This is a genomic window from Veillonella sp. ICM51a (assembly GCF_000524355.1).
GTDB lineage: Bacteria > Bacillota > Negativicutes > Veillonellales > Veillonellaceae > Veillonella > Veillonella atypica.
On sequence record NZ_JAPX01000023.1, the window covers coordinates 49,245 to 68,505 of the forward strand.

Annotated in this window: 21 protein-coding genes and 1 riboswitch; of the genes, 3 read left to right on the forward strand and 18 right to left on the reverse strand. The window is 34.5% G+C overall.

Going from position 1 to position 19,261, the window contains the following annotated elements; translation table 11 throughout:
- Window positions 1-100: 100 nt before the first annotated feature.
- Window positions 101-1,399 carry a WG repeat-containing protein gene (locus HMPREF1504_RS03310; RefSeq protein ID WP_038123425.1) on the forward strand — a complete coding sequence of 433 codons (1,299 nt, stop codon included), beginning with the start codon at window positions 101-103 and terminating at the stop codon, window positions 1,397-1,399.
- 166 nt (window positions 1,400-1,565) lie between these two features.
- On the opposite strand, the gene HMPREF1504_RS03315 is transcribed toward HMPREF1504_RS03310, so the two are convergent.
- Window positions 1,566-2,180 carry a phosphatase PAP2 family protein gene (locus HMPREF1504_RS03315; RefSeq protein ID WP_005377496.1) on the reverse strand — a complete coding sequence of 205 codons (615 nt, stop codon included), beginning with the start codon at window positions 2,178-2,180 and terminating at the stop codon, window positions 1,566-1,568.
- 157 nt (window positions 2,181-2,337) lie between these two features.
- Window positions 2,338-3,696 (reverse strand): VanW family protein, encoded by a 1,359-nt coding sequence (locus HMPREF1504_RS03320; protein WP_071991544.1) that lies wholly within the window; start codon window positions 3,694-3,696, stop codon window positions 2,338-2,340.
- A gap of 112 nt (window positions 3,697-3,808) precedes the next feature.
- On the opposite strand from HMPREF1504_RS03320, the gene HMPREF1504_RS03325 reads away from it, so the two are divergent.
- Complete coding sequence (locus HMPREF1504_RS03325; RefSeq protein ID WP_038123432.1) at window positions 3,809-4,819, forward strand: site-specific integrase; 1,011 nt, start codon at window positions 3,809-3,811, stop codon at window positions 4,817-4,819.
- A 75-nt stretch (window positions 4,820-4,894) separates the two neighbouring features.
- On the opposite strand, the gene HMPREF1504_RS03330 is transcribed toward HMPREF1504_RS03325, so the two are convergent.
- Window positions 4,895-5,197 (reverse strand): LysM domain-containing protein, encoded by a 303-nt coding sequence (locus tag HMPREF1504_RS03330; RefSeq protein WP_038123435.1) that lies wholly within the window; start codon window positions 5,195-5,197, stop codon window positions 4,895-4,897.
- A 208-nt stretch (window positions 5,198-5,405) separates the two neighbouring features.
- On the opposite strand from HMPREF1504_RS03330, the gene lexA reads away from it, so the two are divergent.
- Window positions 5,406-6,083: a transcriptional repressor LexA gene (lexA, locus tag HMPREF1504_RS03335; RefSeq protein ID WP_005377476.1), complete on the forward strand. Its 678-nt coding sequence runs from the start codon at window positions 5,406-5,408 to the stop codon at window positions 6,081-6,083.
- 34 nt (window positions 6,084-6,117) lie between these two features.
- Here lexA and HMPREF1504_RS03340 read toward each other — a convergent pair whose 3' ends face one another.
- From HMPREF1504_RS03340 to xseA, 15 genes are all read right to left on the reverse strand, one after another.
- Window positions 6,118-7,053, reverse strand: a complete 936-nt coding sequence (locus tag HMPREF1504_RS03340) for a bile acid:sodium symporter family protein (protein ID WP_005379766.1) — start codon at window positions 7,051-7,053, stop codon at window positions 6,118-6,120.
- 12 nt (window positions 7,054-7,065) lie between these two features.
- Complete coding sequence (gene panC, locus HMPREF1504_RS03345; RefSeq protein WP_038123437.1) at window positions 7,066-7,908, reverse strand: pantoate--beta-alanine ligase; 843 nt, start codon at window positions 7,906-7,908, stop codon at window positions 7,066-7,068.
- Between the two features lie 77 nt (window positions 7,909-7,985).
- On the reverse strand, window positions 7,986-8,378 hold the full coding sequence (panD, locus tag HMPREF1504_RS03350) for an aspartate 1-decarboxylase (RefSeq protein WP_005378768.1): 393 nt from the start codon (window positions 8,376-8,378) through the stop codon (window positions 7,986-7,988).
- A gap of 254 nt (window positions 8,379-8,632) precedes the next feature.
- Window positions 8,633-9,520, reverse strand: coding sequence for a 4-hydroxy-tetrahydrodipicolinate synthase (dapA, locus tag HMPREF1504_RS03355; protein WP_005378923.1), 888 nt, complete (start codon window positions 9,518-9,520; stop codon window positions 8,633-8,635).
- A 23-nt stretch (window positions 9,521-9,543) separates the two neighbouring features.
- Window positions 9,544-10,575, reverse strand: a complete 1,032-nt coding sequence (locus HMPREF1504_RS03360; RefSeq protein ID WP_005378803.1) for an aspartate-semialdehyde dehydrogenase — start codon at window positions 10,573-10,575, stop codon at window positions 9,544-9,546.
- A 36-nt stretch (window positions 10,576-10,611) separates the two neighbouring features.
- The gene (gene dapB / locus HMPREF1504_RS03365; RefSeq protein WP_005378955.1) at window positions 10,612-11,409 is read right to left on the reverse strand and encodes a 4-hydroxy-tetrahydrodipicolinate reductase; all 798 of its coding nucleotides are present in this window, start codon (window positions 11,407-11,409) and stop codon (window positions 10,612-10,614) included.
- A 78-nt stretch (window positions 11,410-11,487) separates the two neighbouring features.
- A riboswitch (Lysine riboswitch) is annotated at window positions 11,488-11,661 on the reverse strand.
- A gap of 41 nt (window positions 11,662-11,702) precedes the next feature.
- Complete coding sequence (gene recN / locus HMPREF1504_RS03370; protein WP_038123438.1) at window positions 11,703-13,367, reverse strand: DNA repair protein RecN; 1,665 nt, start codon at window positions 13,365-13,367, stop codon at window positions 11,703-11,705.
- Window positions 13,368-13,374: 7 nt separating this feature from the next.
- A complete protein-coding gene (argR, locus tag HMPREF1504_RS03375) occupies window positions 13,375-13,830 on the reverse strand; it encodes an arginine repressor (RefSeq protein ID WP_005378897.1) in 456 nt (151 codons plus the stop codon).
- A gap of 344 nt (window positions 13,831-14,174) precedes the next feature.
- Window positions 14,175-14,750, reverse strand: a complete 576-nt coding sequence (locus tag HMPREF1504_RS03380; protein WP_038123440.1) for a class I SAM-dependent methyltransferase — start codon at window positions 14,748-14,750, stop codon at window positions 14,175-14,177.
- A 15-nt stretch (window positions 14,751-14,765) separates the two neighbouring features.
- A complete protein-coding gene (locus HMPREF1504_RS03385) occupies window positions 14,766-15,650 on the reverse strand; it encodes an NAD(+)/NADH kinase (protein WP_038123442.1) in 885 nt (294 codons plus the stop codon).
- Window positions 15,651-15,661: 11 nt separating this feature from the next.
- Complete coding sequence (locus HMPREF1504_RS03390) at window positions 15,662-16,465, reverse strand: TlyA family RNA methyltransferase (RefSeq protein WP_038123445.1); 804 nt, start codon at window positions 16,463-16,465, stop codon at window positions 15,662-15,664.
- Complete coding sequence (locus HMPREF1504_RS03395; RefSeq protein WP_005378985.1) at window positions 16,462-16,947, reverse strand: divergent PAP2 family protein; 486 nt, start codon at window positions 16,945-16,947, stop codon at window positions 16,462-16,464. Before HMPREF1504_RS03395 ends, HMPREF1504_RS03390 begins: the two co-directional genes overlap by 4 nt.
- A gap of 20 nt (window positions 16,948-16,967) precedes the next feature.
- Window positions 16,968-17,846: a polyprenyl synthetase family protein gene (locus HMPREF1504_RS03400; protein WP_038123447.1), complete on the reverse strand. Its 879-nt coding sequence runs from the start codon at window positions 17,844-17,846 to the stop codon at window positions 16,968-16,970.
- Between the two features lie 6 nt (window positions 17,847-17,852).
- Window positions 17,853-18,059: an exodeoxyribonuclease VII small subunit gene (xseB, locus tag HMPREF1504_RS03405; protein ID WP_038123450.1), complete on the reverse strand. Its 207-nt coding sequence runs from the start codon at window positions 18,057-18,059 to the stop codon at window positions 17,853-17,855.
- Window positions 18,034-19,257, reverse strand: coding sequence for an exodeoxyribonuclease VII large subunit (xseA, locus tag HMPREF1504_RS03410; protein ID WP_038123452.1), 1,224 nt, complete (start codon window positions 19,255-19,257; stop codon window positions 18,034-18,036). Before xseA ends, xseB begins: the two co-directional genes overlap by 26 nt.
- Window positions 19,258-19,261 lie beyond the last annotated feature (4 nt).

Sequence of the window (19,261 nt, forward strand, 5' to 3'; positions counted from 1 at the left end):
CTATTTTACAACTATATTCGATAAATTTCAATATAGAAAATAAAAATTATGATAAAATAATAATAATTATTATTGTGTTATATGAAAGAGGGTATATTTTATGAGGAGAATTTTTATTGCTTTAGCAATACTTCTTGCACTAGGCAATACGGCTGATGCAAAAGAATATATTACATTAGAATCCCCAGCTGGTAATACTATCGTCGATGAAAAAGGGAGTTGGATACTTGGTCCTTATGATAATTTACATGTAGATTATATGAAAGGCTCTAATACATTTGTATATGGATCCTTTTATGAAAATGGTCAAAAACGATATGTAAATTTAAGTAATATAGCTTATTTACCTGCAGGCTATGAATATGAATTTGATTACTATTATGCGAGAGCCTTAACTGATGGAGGATTTAAACTAGTTAATTCTAATGGTACTTATGCTATTAATGACGTAGTACATAACTATAGCGCTATTAATGATAAATTAATATTAGGACAAAAAGGGGACTACTGGTATCTATATAATAAAACTAATGGCGTTCAAATTATGGGGAATCCGATAAAGGATGGTTGGGATAATATTGAATTTTACTGGTCAAAAAATGATAAGAAAAAATTATTTGAAATACATACTGCCGATGGTTTAATTAAATACGTAACAGATGAGGGAATATTACTAAGTGAAAGTGAAGCTCTGAACCTAATACATACAAATAACTATGAGAAATCAACTACAGGTGAAGGTACTGGATATGGTGACTTTTCTAGCGAGAAGTTTTTCAGTAGATCACCATCAAATGAATATGTTTTATTTACAGAAATAGATAAAAAAGGCAATACATTGTATGGAATGAGAACTAATGAGAATACGTTGGTAATTCCTGCGGTATATACATCAATCAAACATTTAGGTAAAAAGTTTGACTACTTTGTAGCTACTGATAAAAATCGTAAGTATGGTATTATTGATTCACTAAATAAAACAGTTGTTCCTTTTGAATTTGACTCCTATGAACGATTAAGTGATCGTAGTTTTGTATTGAAACATTCTAAAGGTGTTCAAATATTTAATGCGGATTTAGGTATTTTATATAATGATGGATATGATAGTATAGATACATCAAAGCCTAATTATGTATTAAACAAAGTGACGACCGCAACCAAAGGCCAAAGAAAATATGTCATAAATACTAACTCAGGATATGGATTATTCCAACTGCCGAATTATGATGACGATATAACATCATTTTATAAAGATTTATTTGTATATAAATCTAATGGTAAATATGGTTTAATGGATTATGAAGGCAATATAATTATTGAACCTAAATTTGATAAAGTTACTATTGATGAGCCTGAGCTGGCTGAATATATAAAAACAATAGAGTCATATGATAAATAAATTATTTTAATCATTTATTTTGATCTAATTTAAATAAACTAGCTTATAGAAATATAGGCTAGTTTTTCTTTTTACATTATTACTTCCGATAACGATAATTTATCGGAAGTAATTTAAGGCATAAAAATTGGGCCTAAGCTAGGCCCAATCAATATTTTCAAGGTTATTAGTTTTTACGTTTAAATGTATATGGTTCGTATTCTACTTCGTTTTTACGACCAGTCCACCAAGACCATAAGGCTTTTGCGATTTTCCATGCAATGCAACCTACGATAATACCTAATACTAATCCAGTTAATACATCTGTTGGATAATGTACAAATAAGTATACTCGTGCAAATGCTACTACACAGGCACCAATCAACGCTATAACGCCCCAGAATCTCTTTGTTGGACATATATTACTTAATCCTAAGTATAATGCTGTTGCAGCCGCAAATGATCCAAAACTATGCCCTGATGGAAATGAATATGTCGTTGCTGCTGGTGGCGGTGCTACCAATGGTACTTCAGGGAAATCTACAAATGGTCTTAAACGCGCTACATGAGGTTTTAACCCTTGGTCGCCTATGATGAATACTAAGACTAAGGAAATGAACATTCCAAGGCCAATAACGCGATATTTCTTTTGAATCATTAATATAATAGAAATTAAGATCCATAAAGCACCTGCACTTGTTATTTTGGATAACCAGTACATGATTGGTGTTAAATAAGAACTAATAAAATGTTGTTGTATATAAAATATGACTGTATGGTCAAATTGTAAAATTGTATCCATAGTGAACCTCAACTTATGATTTTAATTGATAATTATTGAGAATGAAATGTGTAATTTTAGCGTTTTCAGGTACAAACACCTTACTACAAGTTAAAATAATAGCCTAATCTATGCATTCGGTCAATAGATTAGGCCATATTTAATAGAATGTTAATATTTATCTTTTTGTTTTACTCTTTGGTGAGTCTTTTTTTGCAGGTTCTGGTGCTGCAGGTTTCTTAGTAATAATCGTATCTACTGGATCATATGTAGACTCAAATACATCTGTTGTAGTGACCCAATTACCATATGTTATTGTACGATATGTATTAATTCTAAATCCAATATGACCTTCTTCTGTACTATCCTCTTTGGCAGAAGGATCTATTTTGGTAATCGTTTGATTTTGAATATCCGTACGATCGCCAACACTGATGGAAACAGACTTCGGTACGTCTTCTGGTACACCTATGATATATATAGTTAGTTCTCCGTTATTCATAACACTTAATACATAGATATTATGAGCATATGGATTTTTAAATTGAAAGTCCAAATATCCGTATGCAACGGTTGCATCACGTCCTGCAGGAATATAGCTAACAGGTTCAAAATGAGGTGTCCGCTCAATGATGTTCATACCAGATAGTAATGCAGTGTTAAATAATGTAGAGCTAACTTGGCAAATACCGCCACCAATCCCCGGTACTAATTTTCCATCAATAATAACCGGTGCATCATCATAGCCAGCTTCCGCCGTACGTTCACCGACAACATCATTAAAGGAAAAAACCTCGCCAGGTTTGACTAATGTACCGCTAATTTTAGTTGATGCTAGCTCAATATTATGAGTTCTATTGGTGTTAGACGCATCAAAATTTGTAGTATAACTACCTAGAACAGCTGTTAATGGTTTTACATCATCGTTTCTAACACGAACTGTATCTTTAGATGTAAATTCTATAGAAATATTGTTAAAATCATTTTCTTCTAGTTGAGCTTTTAATTGTTTAATTGTCTCATCAATATCAACGCGTTTTCCTTCTTTTGAAGGTGTCATCTTGACTTGGTCATTTTCAACCGTTAATAACGCATCATGACCTGATACATCGATTTGTTTTGCTAATTCTGTAAAATATGCTTTTGCTGTTACTTCATCAAGTTTATATACAGGATTTATATGTACTTTATAGATAAAAGCAGTAATCCTATGCATGATGAGCATTTTTAAATCATCTTCATAACCATAGGTAAAAATATTAGATTCCGTACTAGCTGTATCAAGCGTAATTCCTAAATCTTTTACTTTTACTTGTCGCGTACCTTGATTTGGTATTGTTATCGTAATTGTTTTATTATTACTAGCATCTGTATGAATTAAGGAGCTAACAGCATCTCTAGAATATCCTGAGATATCTTGATCCTCATAATACAGGCCATATGTAATTGTGCCATCCGTAGGAATTAAGCTGCAACCACTAGTAAATAGACAAGAACCGATTAATACACTACATAATAATTGTTTTAAGTTCATCATTATATCTTTCAAATAAAATTCGAGAAATTTGGTTCAAAATCATCTAATTATAGCATAATTCCATGTTTCTATGTGATACAATAATAGCATAGTGTTAGTAAAAGGAATATATATGTCACAGTCTAAAGAAGAGAAAAAACATTTCTATTTACGTCATAATGATGCGTTAATGAATAGTACAAAATTATCGATGAAAGCAAAACAAAGTATTTTACTTTCAAAGGCTGAAAATACGGTAAATGCCTATGAGTCAGATTGGGATGACTTCGTTGATTGGTGTAATTACCAAAAGGTATCCTATTTTCCCGCCACACCAGAAACAATCGTTAACTATATTAATGATCTAGCTGACTATGCAAAGGCTAATACGATTGCTCGTCGAATTAGTGCCATATCAGAAAACTACAATGCTTCTGGGGCTAGAGAAAATCCATGTATGTCTCCTCTTGTAAAACAAGCTTTGCGAGGGATACGTCGTTTAAAAGGAACCTTTCAACAAGGAAAGACACCTATCTTGCTAGAGGATATTGAAGATATTTTAGAGTGTATCGATGGTAGTGATATTCCAAAGATACAGAAATTACGAGATAAAGCAATTTTACTCATTGGATTTATGGGTGCTTTTAGACGCAGTGAAATTGCAGCCTTAACTGTAGAGAACTTAAAGTTTTCTACACAAGGACTCGAGATATTTGTCGCTTCATCTAAAGCTGACCAAGAAGGTCAAGGTGCCATTGTAGCGATTCCAAGTCTACAAGGTTCTCCATTGGATGCCGTACGAGCTTTAAAAAAATGGTTAACTGCCAGTGGCATTACATCTGGACCTGTATTTCGGGGCTTTACTAAATCAATGTCATTACGAAAAACGGCAATTTCTGATAAGTCCATTGCAGAAATCGTAAAAAAATATATATCACTTATTGGTCTTGATCCTGCCATGTATGGCGCTCATAGCTTGCGTCATGGCTTTGCTACAACTGCAGCAGCCTATGGTGTTGAAGAACGTAACATAATGCGTCAAACACGCCATCATAGCGTAAATATGGTGCGCCGTTATATAAATGAGGCAAATAAATTCGTCGATAATCCTATCTCAACAATTTTTGAAAAACGATTAAAATAATACTATATAATGAAAATGGCTAGTATAGATGATTTTCTCATTGAAGAACATCTATACTAGCCATTTCATATATATTTAATTTTGAGCCATATAGTCCATAGCTCTTGTTGGACTATCAGTTTTATATACAGGCACCTTTATTTTGGTCCCTGGTGTTAAATTACCAGAATCAGAAATATTATTTAATTCCTTTACTGTATGTACTACCTCACGAACATCCACATTAGATGCAGTTGAACGTGATGCAATATCCCATAAGGTATCTCCAGATTTTACAGTAATCTCTTGAACACTATGTGATTCCATAGCAGGAGTTGTTTGTTGATAACCGATAACCATTGCAAAACAGATAGCAAGCATAATCATAATGTGTCTCATAATACATTACCTCTTTAATATATCGAACATAAAATTCAGAACATTTGTTTACAATAAGATAATAGCACACAAACGGATGTTCGGTCAAGCATTTTAAGAACAAATGTTTGCAAAAGTGTAAAAATACCTATATAATAAAGATATAAAGAAAATAATTATAGTATACACTTTTACATATCCCATTTTTAGTACATATATGGAGGTTCCTGTGAGACGCCCAGCTACTGATATTAATACAAAACAACGTCGTATATTAGAGTTTATTCGAGATTCTTTACATAATGAATATCGTTGCCCTACTGTTCGAGAAATTTGTGCTTATGTAGGTCTTAGTTCTACGTCCACTGTTCAATCACATTTAAATACATTGGAAAAATTTGGGTATATTAAACGCGATCCTAATAAAAATCGTGCCATTACGATTTTAGATGAAGGAAAACCGAAGGTTTCTGTATCTAAAGAGAACAATGAAACTACTAGCTCTGATAATTTTGAATTCCTTGGTGCTGGATTAAAACAAGTTCCTCTTATCGGTACAGTACAAGCAGGCACACCAATTACAGCGGTTGAAAATTTAGAGGCTACATTGACCTTACCTGTTCAGCTTACAGGTGATTCTGATTGCTTTATGCTTCGTGTTCAAGGGGAATCGATGATGAATATTGGTATGTATGAAGGCGATATGTTAATTGTACGTCATCAAAATACAGCCAATAATGGCGATATTGTGGTAGCTCGTATTGATGATGAAGCAACTGTAAAACGTTTTTATAAAGAAAATGGTCATATTCGTTTACAGCCTGAAAATGATAATTTTGATCCTATTATTGTTGATGATTGTCATATTGAAGGACTTGTAATTGGATTAGTACGTGATAGAATATAACAAAAAGACGGCAACATATGTTGCCGTCTTTTTGTTATATTGAGATTTTATTTCTACGTATACTAGCGAAAATTGCGCCAGATATATTATGCCATACACTAAAAATAGCTCCTACTAGAGTTGCGAGAGGGTTTAAAGCAAAATTAGTTGCTGCTAGCGTTACGGCTAACCCACTATTTTGCATACCTACTTCTATTGCTAATGCAGTAGTTTTATCGTATTTTAATTTAAGAGTTTTTCCTACAATTAACCCTAATAGTAATCCTAATACATTATGTATACCAACAATAATAAGAGTTAATAAGCCAGAAACCAATAGTTTATCCCTATTAACTGCAATAATAGCTGCTATTAATAATATAATAGCAATCATTGAAAATATAGGACTTATACTGGTAAGTGTATTAATGTGTGATTTACAAACATATTGAATGACACCACCTAATAAGATTGGTATAATAATGACTTTCACCATTGTAATCATCATTGGTAGCAATGCAACATCTACCCAAGCGCCACCAATATATAAGATTAATAATGGTGTTACAATGGGTGCTATTAATGTCGATGTAATTGTCATTCCTACTGATAGTGGTACATCACCTTTAGCGATGTAGGTTATAACGTTACTAGCCGTGCCACCAGGACAGCAACCAACTAATATAACGCCTATTGCAATATCTGGTGGTAAGGTAAATATATGGCAAATTCCCCATGCTAATAAAGGCATGATTGTGTATTGTGCAAGCACTCCAATACAAATATCTTTTGGATGCCTAAAAATATTACATAGGTTTTCAAACTTAATTGTAAGGCCCATGCCGAACATAGCGATACCAAGTAAAAATGGTGTATAAGCAACAGCCCATATAAAATATGAAGGAACTATATAGGCCATACATGAAAAACCGATGATTAGAACCATTAAGTATTTAGAAATTAACTGAGTCAGTGTTTGTAAATAGTTCATAGTTTCTCCCTTCTAATTTGCATCGAAGGAAAAGTTATCGATAAGTCGCGTAGATCCAATGTATACAGCTATAGCGACTAATACTGGAGATGTAATCTCATGAACTGGTTGCATTGTATTAGCATCAACAACTGAAACATAATCTATCTTGGCTAAGGGCTCAGTATTAATAATTTCTGTCATAGTATTAATGATACTATCAGCAGAAGCACCATGTTTAATGGTTTGTTTTCCCATTTGAACAGCTTTATATAATATGGTAGCCGCTTTTCGTTCTTCCTTAGATAAATATGTATTTCGAGAAGATTTTGCTAGACCATCCGATTCACGAACGATTGGCACTCCAATTATATTGACTGGAAAATTTAGATCATAAACCATTTTACGAATAATGGCTAGTTGTTGTGCATCTTTTTCACCAAAGTAGGCATTGGTAGGTTGAATAATATTAAATAGTTTCGTTACAACCGTACAAACACCTTTGAAGTGAATAGGTCTACTAATACCACACAATGTATCAGATAACTCAACAATATCTACAAATGCTTTTCTATCATGATACATTTCATCTGACGTTGGAGAAAATATAATATCCGCCTTATGGGCTTCACAAAGGGATTTATCTCTATTAATATCACGTGGATAAGAATTTAGGTCTTCGTTTTCACCAAACTGAGTTGGATTAACAAATATAGATACAATGACCTTATCATTATCCTTTCTAGCTTGATCTATCAATGCAGCATGACCATCATGTAAATATCCCATTGTTGGTACAAAACCAATAGAATATCCTTTATCTTTCCAATGGTTTACTATGCTGCATATATTTTCGATTGTAGTTATAATTTCCATAATAATGCCTCCGGTACTTATAAATTGTAAATACGAAGATAGTCCTATACAGTCTACTGTAATTCGATCAAAAACAGTTAGTCTTGATCAACTAATAAACCATGTTTTTCATAGTTTTTTATATGACTTATCTTATTATTTTCATCTACAAATACAACAAGAGGCTTATGGCTCTCTACTTCTTTTTCATTTAGTTGAGCATAACACATGATAATTACTTTATCATGTACTTGCACATGTCTTGCTGCAGCGCCATTTAAGCATATAACACCACTGCCTGCTTCGCCAGCAATCGTATATGTGCTAAAACGTGCTCCATTATTAATGTTTACAATTTGAACTTGTTCATATTCTCGAATTCCAGATGCATTCAATAAATCTGTATCGATAGTAATGCTCCCGACATAATCAAGTTCTGCTTGTGTCACAGTAGCTCTGTGAATTTTACCTTTTAACATTGTTAGTTCCATGTTAAACTCCTTGTGTTTTAATGTAATCGCCTTATGGTCGATTCGAAATATCACAATCATTTTGTTTATCATGAATTAACAGTAGACTAGAGTATAGTTAAAAATACTATCTCCATGTGAGATTATATCATAATACAATCTTTATAAGAAAAAAATATATTTATAGGCATATAAAATAATATTTATAATGTATTTCTTATAAAATAAAACCAGTAGTTACAAATCATAGCTACTGGTTTTAGTATCGTAATATTTTATTGTAAATATTCAGCTAATGCCTTATCAATGTATGCAGCTTCTTCTTGAGAAGGTTCACACATAGGTAAGTTGAATATACCTGCTGGTAAACCTAATTTTCGAGCTGCATATTTAACTGGAATTGGATTTGTTGTAATAAACATAGCCTTAATAATTTCAGCTAATTTTTGATGTAATTGTGTTGCTTTTTGATTATTGCCCTCTTCAAAAGCAGCAATCATATCGTTCATATCTTGACCGGCCACATGAGATACTACAGAAATAACGCCTGTGCCACCAACGGAAAGAATAGGCAATGTAAGACCATCATCTCCGCTGTATACCATGAAATCTTCACTAGGCATTAAACGCTTAATTTCAGAAGCAATCATCAAATTACCACTAGCCTCTTTGATGGCACAAATATGTGGATATTCCTTATGGAGGCGTGCTAGTGTAGCTGGAAATATTCCAGTTCCTACGCGACCAGGTACATTGTATACCATGATTGGTAACGTTGTAGCCTCTGCAATAGATTTAAAATGCAAATATTGACCTTGTTGATTAGGCTTATTGTAATACGGTACAACAACTAACAATCCATCAATACCAGGAATCGTAGATACTTCTTTAACAAAGTCTACAGAGCCCTTTGTATCATTGGAACCTACATTAGCTATAATAGTACCTTTATCACCGCACGTTTCAGCAATCGCTTTAAATAAAGCAATCTTGCTTTCACGGGATATAGTAGGATTTTCACCTGTGGTACCACAAACAACTAAGCCATCAGAACCATGATTTAATAGATGCTCTGCAATGGCAACTGTATTTTCAATGTTGACTGATCCATCTTCGTTAAATGATGTAATCATAGCCGTTAATACACGACCAAAGGTTTTCATATGTTTCTCCCCCTTGATAGATATTAAAATGCTTCTTTTTCTACCAAGTATTCTGCAATTTGCAATGCATTTAGTGCAGCACCCTTACGAATTTGGTCACCTACGATCCAGAAATTCATGCCTTTATCATTGTATAAATCTTTACGGATACGACCGATTTCACAGTCATTTTGATTAGATGTATATAGTGGCATAGGGTATTCTTGCTCTGCTGGATTATCTTTTACTTGTAATCCTGGGAATGCGGCACAAGCCTTGCGGAATGCTTCTACAGATACTGGTTCTTCTGTTTCTACTAATACGGATTCAGAATGAGAGCGATATACTGGAACACGAACAGTTGTTGGCACTACTTGAATGGTGTCATCATGAAGAATTTTGTGTGTTTCATTTACCATCTTCATCTCTTCTTTAGTATAATCGTTTTCTAAGAATACATCAATTTGTGGTAACAAATTGAACGCGATTGGGAAGTGTTTTGGTGCAGAACCTGTTGGCAATAAGTTAGCAGTCATTTCCTTGCCTTCAGCATATTCTTTTACTTGGTTTTGAAGTTCTTCAATACCTTCTTTACCAGCACCAGATACAGCTTGGTATGTAGATACTACAATGCGTTTAATTGGAGAAATATCATGCAATGGTTTTAAGCCAAGGCTCATGATGATTGTAGAACAGTTTGGATTGGCAATGATACCCTTATGTTTCAAAATATCTTCAGGGTTAACTTCCGGTACAACGAGTGGCACCTCTGGATCCATACGGAATGCACTTGAGTTATCAATAACAATAGCACCGCGTTTAGCAGCTTCTGGAGCTAATGTTTTAGAAATAGAGCCACCTGCAAATAATGCAATATCAATACCATCAAAGGATTCAGGTTTTGCTTCTTCAACCACGTAGGTTTTCCTATTAACTGTCAGTTCAGTACCAGCAGAACGAGCAGAAGCCAATAGTTTTAAATTTTCATAAGGAAAATTACGCTCTTCAATAAGTGTAATGAATTCTGCCCCTACTGCACCAGTAGCACCAAGAATTGCAAGATTAGGTTTTTTCATTGTGTATCTCCTCAATTAATCAATTGTTGTTCAGTATTATAAATAATGTTCTAAGCCATATGTTAAGCCTGGTTTAGAGGCGATTTTCTTACATGCTAGAACGACACCAGGCATGAAGGATAAACGGCTTAAGCTATCATGACGAATTGTTAATGTTTCATCATAGCCACCAAATAATACTTGTTGATGTGCTACATAACCAGGAAGACGAACGCTATGGATAGTAACATTGTCGACTTTTGCACCACGTGCACCTGGCAAACTTTCACGTGTTAAATCTTCAGAACCTGTCACATTTGCAGCCTCTTTTGCATCATTGATTAATTTAGCCGTCAAAATAGATGTACCAGATGGCGCATCATATTTATGGTTGTGATGCAATTCGATAATTTCTACATCAGGGAAATATGGCGCTAATTCAGCAGCCACTTTCATCATCATAACAGCGCCTAATGAGAAATTAGGTGCTACCAAACAATTGGCATTATGTTTTAAACCGATTTCATTCAATTCGTTGCGTTGTTCTTCAGTTAGGCCTGTTGTGCCTATTACAATATGCACGCCAGCACTAAGAATTTTTTTGGCATTTTCGAAAATAACAGCAGGATTTGTGAAATCAACGATAACGTCAGGTTTATTATCGCTCAATACTTCGTCAATAGTTTCAGCCATTGTGATATGTAATGGTTCAATTCCTACTACAGTGCCCACATCTTGACCTGCTTTAGATGGATCGATGCCACCAATCATTGTCAATTCAGAATCTGCATGTACTGCTTTTACGACTTCGCGACCCATTTTGCCGCCTGCACCGTTTACCATTACTCTAATCATATTTACCTCCAAAAAAGCCAGTGGAGGCATCCACTGGCTTAATATATACGATATATGACACATCGTTCATTAAACAAGAATTATGATAGCACTCCACCAATGTAATATTGGTGACAGTCGTCTACCTATTAAATAGACAACCAGCACGATGATTTGGCTGTCATCCCACTTCGGCAAGTACACCTTTTATCATGAATCATTGTTTGCCAGCTCCTCATGATGACTATTTATACCCGCGCCTCTACCTTATTATTGAGTTAATATAATAAGTATAAGTAATTATGCGTATTTAGTCAATGAAAATGGTCAATAAGTTCTTGTGCAGCAGCAAGTGCTGTATGAGACATTCCCTTGCCGGACATCATGGATGCGATTTGTGAAAGCCGTTCTTCCTCGCTCAATTCAGATAATGTAGAAATAGTGCGGCCTTCTTGTTCTTGCTTAGATAAGTGATAATGCTGTTTTGCAATACTTGCCGTTTGTGGTAAATGAGTAATACAGAATACTTGATTTGTCTTGGAAAGAGCTAAGATTTTTTCAGCTACCTTCAATGCTATATCTCCACTTATACCGACATCGATTTCATCGAATACAAGTGTTTTGTGATTATCTGTACGGAATACGGATTTTAGTGCCAGTGCAATGCGAGCCAATTCACCACCAGATGCAACTTTATGTAATGGTAGCAACTGTTCGCCTTTATTAGCGGTAAATAATAATTCAATTGATTTAGCGCCTAATGGTAAAAGTTCTTCACTTTTATCTATGAAAAAACGAATATCCCCTTTTTCCATACCTAAATCAACAATTTCAGCTCGTAGTTGTTTAGCAATTACATCTGCATTTTCATGACGTATAGAAATTAATGCTGCTAAAGCTGTTTTTGCAACCTTTTCTTTTTCCACTAATTGTTGTTCTAAAGCCCCTTGTTCACAAACTTCGGATTCTAATTCCTCTAAGCGTTGTTGCGCCTTTTCTTCATAATTTAATATATCTTGGACTGTTTCGCCATACTTCTTTTTAAGACCATAGATTACAGAGTCTCTATCTTGGCAGTATGCATAGCGTTCTTCGTCATAACTAATAGAATCTCGGTATCGATCAAGAGATTGAGCAGCCTCTTCTAATTGAAAATATGCAGAATTAACGAGTTCAGAGATTTCTTTAACCTCATCATCATATTTTACAAGATCATTTACTTCTACCTTGATAGCATTAACTGTATCTAATAATGGATGCCTGCCTCCATAAAAAGCATCATAACATGAACCAAGTACCTTATCGATATGATCGAAGCTATCTAAACGTTTCAGTTCTTCAGCAATAGATTCATCCTCGCCTATTTGTAATCCAGCCTCTTCTATTTCATCGATTTGAAAACGAAGCATATCAAGTTCACGGGCTCGTTCAGCCATGTGCTCAGATAAAATATCTAGCGCTTGCTTGGCCTCTTTATATTCTTTATAGGCTGCTTTATATTCTTTATAAGCCTTACTACCAGCCTGGTTATAACCATCTAAATACTCATGATGTGAATCAGGATTTAATAATTTTTGATTACTGTATTGACCATGAATATCGGCTAATAATAGACCAATCTCTTTAAGCGCCTTTAGAGGAATGGGTTGATCATTAGCCAATATAATAGATTTACCAGATGTATTAAAGGACCTAGATAGAATTAGTTGATTATCCTCTACCAATATATTTTTTGATTGTAATAAATCTAATAAACTTTGGTGATTGGCAATATCGAATATGCCATCTATAACAAAACTATCTTTACCATGACGAATAAACTCGCTGCTAGCGCGTTCTCCTAATAGAATACTGAAAGCATCCATTAATATGGATTTACCTGCCCCAGTTTCGCCGGTAAAGATAGTTATGCCATCTTTAAATGAAATATTCATTTGCTCAATCAACGCAAAATTTCGAATGCTCATTTGCGTCAACATATAATTACTAATCCTTCATTAAATCTTGAATTCTAGAAAGAATTGCAGGTACCTCAGCTTCGGAGCGCGCGATAAGTAAAATTGTATCATCTCCTGCGAGTGTACCAATTAATTCAGACCATTTTGCATGATCAATAGAAAATGCTACAGATTGAGCAGAGCCAGGAATCGTATGTAGCACGACCTGATTTAAGCTATGATCAACCTTGATCAAGGAATCTTGGAATAAACGGTTAATACGACTACGTGATAATACTACATTTTCTTCTGGAGATAATGCGTATCGATAATGTCCATCGCCAGTTGGTATTTTAATTAACATTAATTCTTTGATGTCACGAGAGACAGTAGCCTGTGTTACTTCTATGCCTTCTTGTAATAAAGCCGCTGCTAACTCCTCTTGTGTTTCAATCGCCTTAGACTGAACAATTTCCTTAATTTTGTTATAGCGATAGCGTTTCATTTTTTGCTCCCTTTTTAAACTTGCACATAAAAGAGAATAGTATCTTTCTTACATTATTATACCATATATTCAAAATTAATATATGGTATATTCCGTATATACCATACGTGTTATGCATATTGTACTAATAATTAATAATTAGTTAATTTATGGAGTTTTCACCTCTTATAAACACACATAATATATGGTTCATCTATTTATAGAGAATTTATGATTAACGATTTTTACAGGTGAGTTGCATAAATAAAAGACCCTTTAATGGGTCTTTTATTTCGTATTATGCATTTTTAGTATAGTAAAAGTATAGATTATTTACTATAAGTATAAAATAGCTGTTATGAGAATTATCGTTTTTGAATTAAATATAATTCAGGTGGATTGTTAGCTTGATTTATAGGATGCCAATGGCATACATTATACTTTGCTTGATCTAACTGTGCGATATATTCATGCAATGCTTCTTTCTCTTCCATACCTTCAGGTGTGCCAGGATATGCTACGATAGTAATGATTCCATCCTTAGCGAGTTTAGGAAATGCATTGTTTAGAGCTTCAATCGTATTATGAGGACGTGTTATGATGCTATGATCTCCACCTGGTAAATACCCTAAATTAAATATAATTAAATCAATGGTATTTTCTTTGATTTCTTGATGAAGTACAATGTCGTGAGAATTGTGTAAAAATGTAATTGTTACATTTGACTGCAATTTCTTGGATGCTAGTAATTCCCTGCTAGCACTGACAGCCTGTTCTTGAATGTCTATGCCATATAAATGACACTCAGATTGAGCTCGTTCTGCTAAATACAGTAAATCGTGGCCATTGCCACATGTTGCATCCACTACAACAGAGGCAGATTTCATAATGCGATCCCAAATAAGATGTTGAAATTGAACTGCATTGTTGATATTAATCATATGCGTTCACACTCCTTATAATAACTCGTCCCTACGAGATGCTAATTTTTTAAATAATGTGCCAAAGAAGCATTGATCTTTAAATCGAACAAATAAACAATACACAGGATTCGATGAAATATGTAAAGCTTCTTTGTTAGTAAATGAATAGTCAAATGTACCATCTATGCATATATGCAGTTGAGGTTCACGATCAGGCATTGTAATTTGAATGGTATCATGTTCTTCTAAGACCATAGAGATACCTTGAATTAAATGTGGCGCAACTGGGGTTATAATAATAGATCGATTATCTGGCTTCATAATAGGACCACCAGCCGATAAATTATATCCTGTAGACCCTGTAGCTGATGAAATAATCAGTCCATCAGAAGGATACATCTGCGTATGTTGTCCATTTACAGCTAAATTGATACGCGCCATTTTAGCTGGTTCAGAACGTGTAATAACGACTTCATTAATAATTGGGACTAAGTCTTCTCTTGTTCCGTCTCCCCTATCTATATAGGCATGAAGATGGCCTCTTTTTTCAATTGTATAGTCACCTTGAGCAATGCGTTTAATATGACTTTGTAATTGATGAACTTCAATTTGATTTAAGAAACCAAGTTCCCCTAAGTTAATACCACATACAGGTATATTATAAGAGAAAATTTGACGTGCTAAATGGATGATGGTGCCATCGCCACCAAAACTAAATGCTACATCAATATGTTTAAAAATCTCTGGTCTAGGAAGTACATTTTCCTTTGGTATTTGTAATACCTTGTAAGTATCAGGTCTTTCAAGATCATCTGGTAAATATACTTCTATTTGCTCTTCTCTACAGATATGAGCTGCCATTTTAAGAACGGCCATGATTGTACTTTTACCCATATTAGGGAAAAAACCAATACGCATATATCTTTCTCCTATAGCGTGTGAGCCTCATCTACAACTGCTGTAATTAATTCATCAGTTATAGATAATGCACCTTCTTCAGATTTAGTAAAATATCCTAAAAACTCAATATTGCCTTCCGTCCCTTTAATTGGTGAGAAGGTTAATCCGTGTAAATATAATTTGCAATCATAAGCAACCTGTAATATACGTGAAAGTACCTCTTCATGTACTGCTCGCTCTCGAACAATACCTCCCTTTCCGACCTTTTCTTTACCGGCTTCAAACTGAGGCTTGATGAGAGCTACTAATGAACCTGTATTTTTTAATAGTGTAGTAGCTACAGGTAATACCTTATCGAGAGATATAAAAGCTACATCAATAGATATGAAATCTACAAGTTCACCCAATTGTTCTGCAGTAACCGCACGTATATTTTGCTTCTCCATATTGATTACGCGTTCATCTTGGCGAAGTTTCCAAGCTAGTTGGTTATATCCTACATCTATTGCAAACACCTTGGATGCACCATTTTGCAATGCACAATCTGTAAATCCACCCGTGCTAGCTCCAATATCAATCATGACTGCATCGGTTAAATCAATGGGATATATTTGAATAGCTTTTTCTAATTTTAAGCCTCCACGACTTACATATGGTAAGGTATTACCTTTCACTGTGAGATTTGCATCTACAGGAACCTTTGTACCAGCTTTATCGATTCGTGTTGTATCCATAAAGATTTGACCAGCCATAATAGCGGCTTTTGCTTTTTCGCGACTTTCAAATAAACCTCGGTTAACAAGGAGAATATCTAAACGTTCTTTATTACTCATATGACACCATTATACACATAGAAATATTGAATATAAGCTATTAGAATACCTAATACTAAACCACCAAATACTTCAACTGGCGTATGACCTAGTAATTCTTTTAATGCAATTTCTCGGTCTTTTAAAATAACAGGAATATTTCGTTTACTAAAATACTCCACAATTTGGTTTAATATTTGTGCTTGTCGACCAGCTTGACGACGTACACCAGACGCATCATACATGACTACAATAGAAAATACTAATGCTACCACAAATATATCAGTAATACCATTATTTTTAAAGTACAAAGCGGCAGTAGTAGAAATTACAAAGGATGTATGTGAACTAGGAAATCCTCCGGAACCTACTAAACGTTCAAAACGCAATGTACGATAACGGACAAGTTGCCATAAGAATTTAATGGCTTGTGCTGAAAACCAGCCCCAAAATGCGGCTTGCGCTATATAATTATGACAAATTTCCTCTAAAATATGGTACATATAACTTTACCCTCTAATGTTTAATGTGTACGATCCATTAAATAATCAATAATAGCACTTAGTATGTGTGTATCATCTTCTATTGTTGCTAAAGCAGCATGTGCCTTTTGTGCGACTATATGTGCTTCATTACGTGCCTCATCAAGCCCTAACAATGAAACATAAGTAGATTTATCTTGTCGTATATCACTACCAGGTGTTTTGCCTAACTCTTCAATGGTTCCCGTTACATCAAGAATATCATCTGTAATCTGGAATAGCAAACCAAGACAATTGGCATATGTCATATAGGCGGCATATTTTGCTTGGTCAGCATTAGATAAGATGAGCCCTAACTCAATGGCCGCATTAAATAAAGCACCTGTTTTTCCACTATGTAAAACTTTTAATTCCTCTAGAGGGATATGTTTTCCTTCGGATAGTAAATCAAAAGCTTGTCCGCCAACCATGCCTTCAGGACCAGCTGCGGTCGCTAAACATTGGATAGCCTTGATTTTTTGCTCAGCTGATGCGGTTGTATTTTCAGTGCAAAGTTGAAATGCATAGGTCAATAAACCATCACCTGCTAAAATTGCCATGCCATCTCCATATACCTTATGGTTGGTTAAATTGCCTCGGCGATAATCATCATTATCCATGGCTGGTAAATCATCATGAATTAGTGAGTATGTATGAATACATTCCAATGCACATAGGAACTCTTTATATAATGATGCATCAACCTTCATTGCATCTAAAACAGCCTTGGTTAAGATAGGACGAATTCGTTTTCCCCCTTGTAATAAACTATAGTTCATAGATTCATATAAACGTTTATATTCTGGTATAGGGGAATTTAATACGGCACTTAACCAGTGTTCAATCGATTGTTTGCTAGTTTCTAAATATGTCTTTAACATAGCTTATTACTCTCCGATGCGTACCTCTTCGATAATCTGTTGAATTTCACCTTCCACAGAATCCAGCATATCTGCACATTCCTTAACTAAGGTTAAGCCTTTTTTATATTGATTTAACAGCTCTGACATAGATAATTCACCATCGTCGAGTTGACGAACGATATCTTCAAGAGCTTTATATTTTTTTTCATAACTTTTCAGTGATGCTGCCATCCGGTAATACCTCCTCTACAACTGCTTTTATAGAACCATCACGCAATGTAATTTTAAATACATCTCCTTTGGCCATATTTTGAATTGAACTTATAGTATGACCCTCTTTTTCTATTTTGGAATAGCCTTTCACCATTAAATGGATTGGATTTTGTAGTGATAATTCCTGTGTTATAAGTGAAAGTTTATGCTTTTCATGTTGCCATCGTTGTGACGCTAAAGTTTGTAATTTCTCCTTATAGGATTGTAAGAGAGAATTTTGTTTATGCAGTAATTGTAATGCAGGAAACCCGAGGCGACGATTAAAAATTGTACTTAATTCAATACGTTTTTGCTGTAATGTTTGATCCATTACATACTGTAAATAATCAAATTTTTGTTGTAAATCCTGTTGTAGTGTAGTCAACGGAAGCACTGCAATTTCTGCGGCATGACTAGGTGTAGCACCACGCATATCAGCAGCGTAATCAGCTAATGTATAATCTGTTTCATGACCTACTGCAGAAATAATAGGTGTAGATGCATTGTAAATAGCTTCGATAACAACTCTATCATTAAAGCACCATAAATCCTCCATTGAACCACCGCCGCGACCGACGATAATGACATCAACATCTGGATCTTTATCTGCAGCTTCAATTCCTTTAGCTATGATTGGACCCGCTGTTGTTCCCTGAACTGGTACAGAGAATAATTTAAATTGCATGAGTGGATTTCTATGTTCACTAATGTGTAATATATCGTGTAAAACGGCACCTGTAGAGGATGTGACAATACCGATACAACTTGATAGAACTGGTATTGGTTGTTTATGAGCATCATCAAAATAGCCCAATGCGGATAATTCTCTTTGCAGAGCATCGAATTCAAGCTGTAATGGGCTTTTAGAACCAACCTGCATATCCGATGCGATAAGATTTAAACGGCCCATTTTGTTATAGAAATTAACGGATGCCTTGATTGTTACTAATAATCCATTTTGGAATGCATTAACGAGTCCTTTACTTTGAACCGTACTAGACCACATCGTTACATCTATAGATGATTCTTCATCCTTTAAGGAAAAATACACATGGCCACTACTATGACGCTTAGCATTTGTTATGGTACCACTAACATAGACATTTTTTAGTAGATACTCTCTATCTATTGTTCGTTTTATTAAGTTATTTAATTGGGTAATACTCAATACATTCACGATA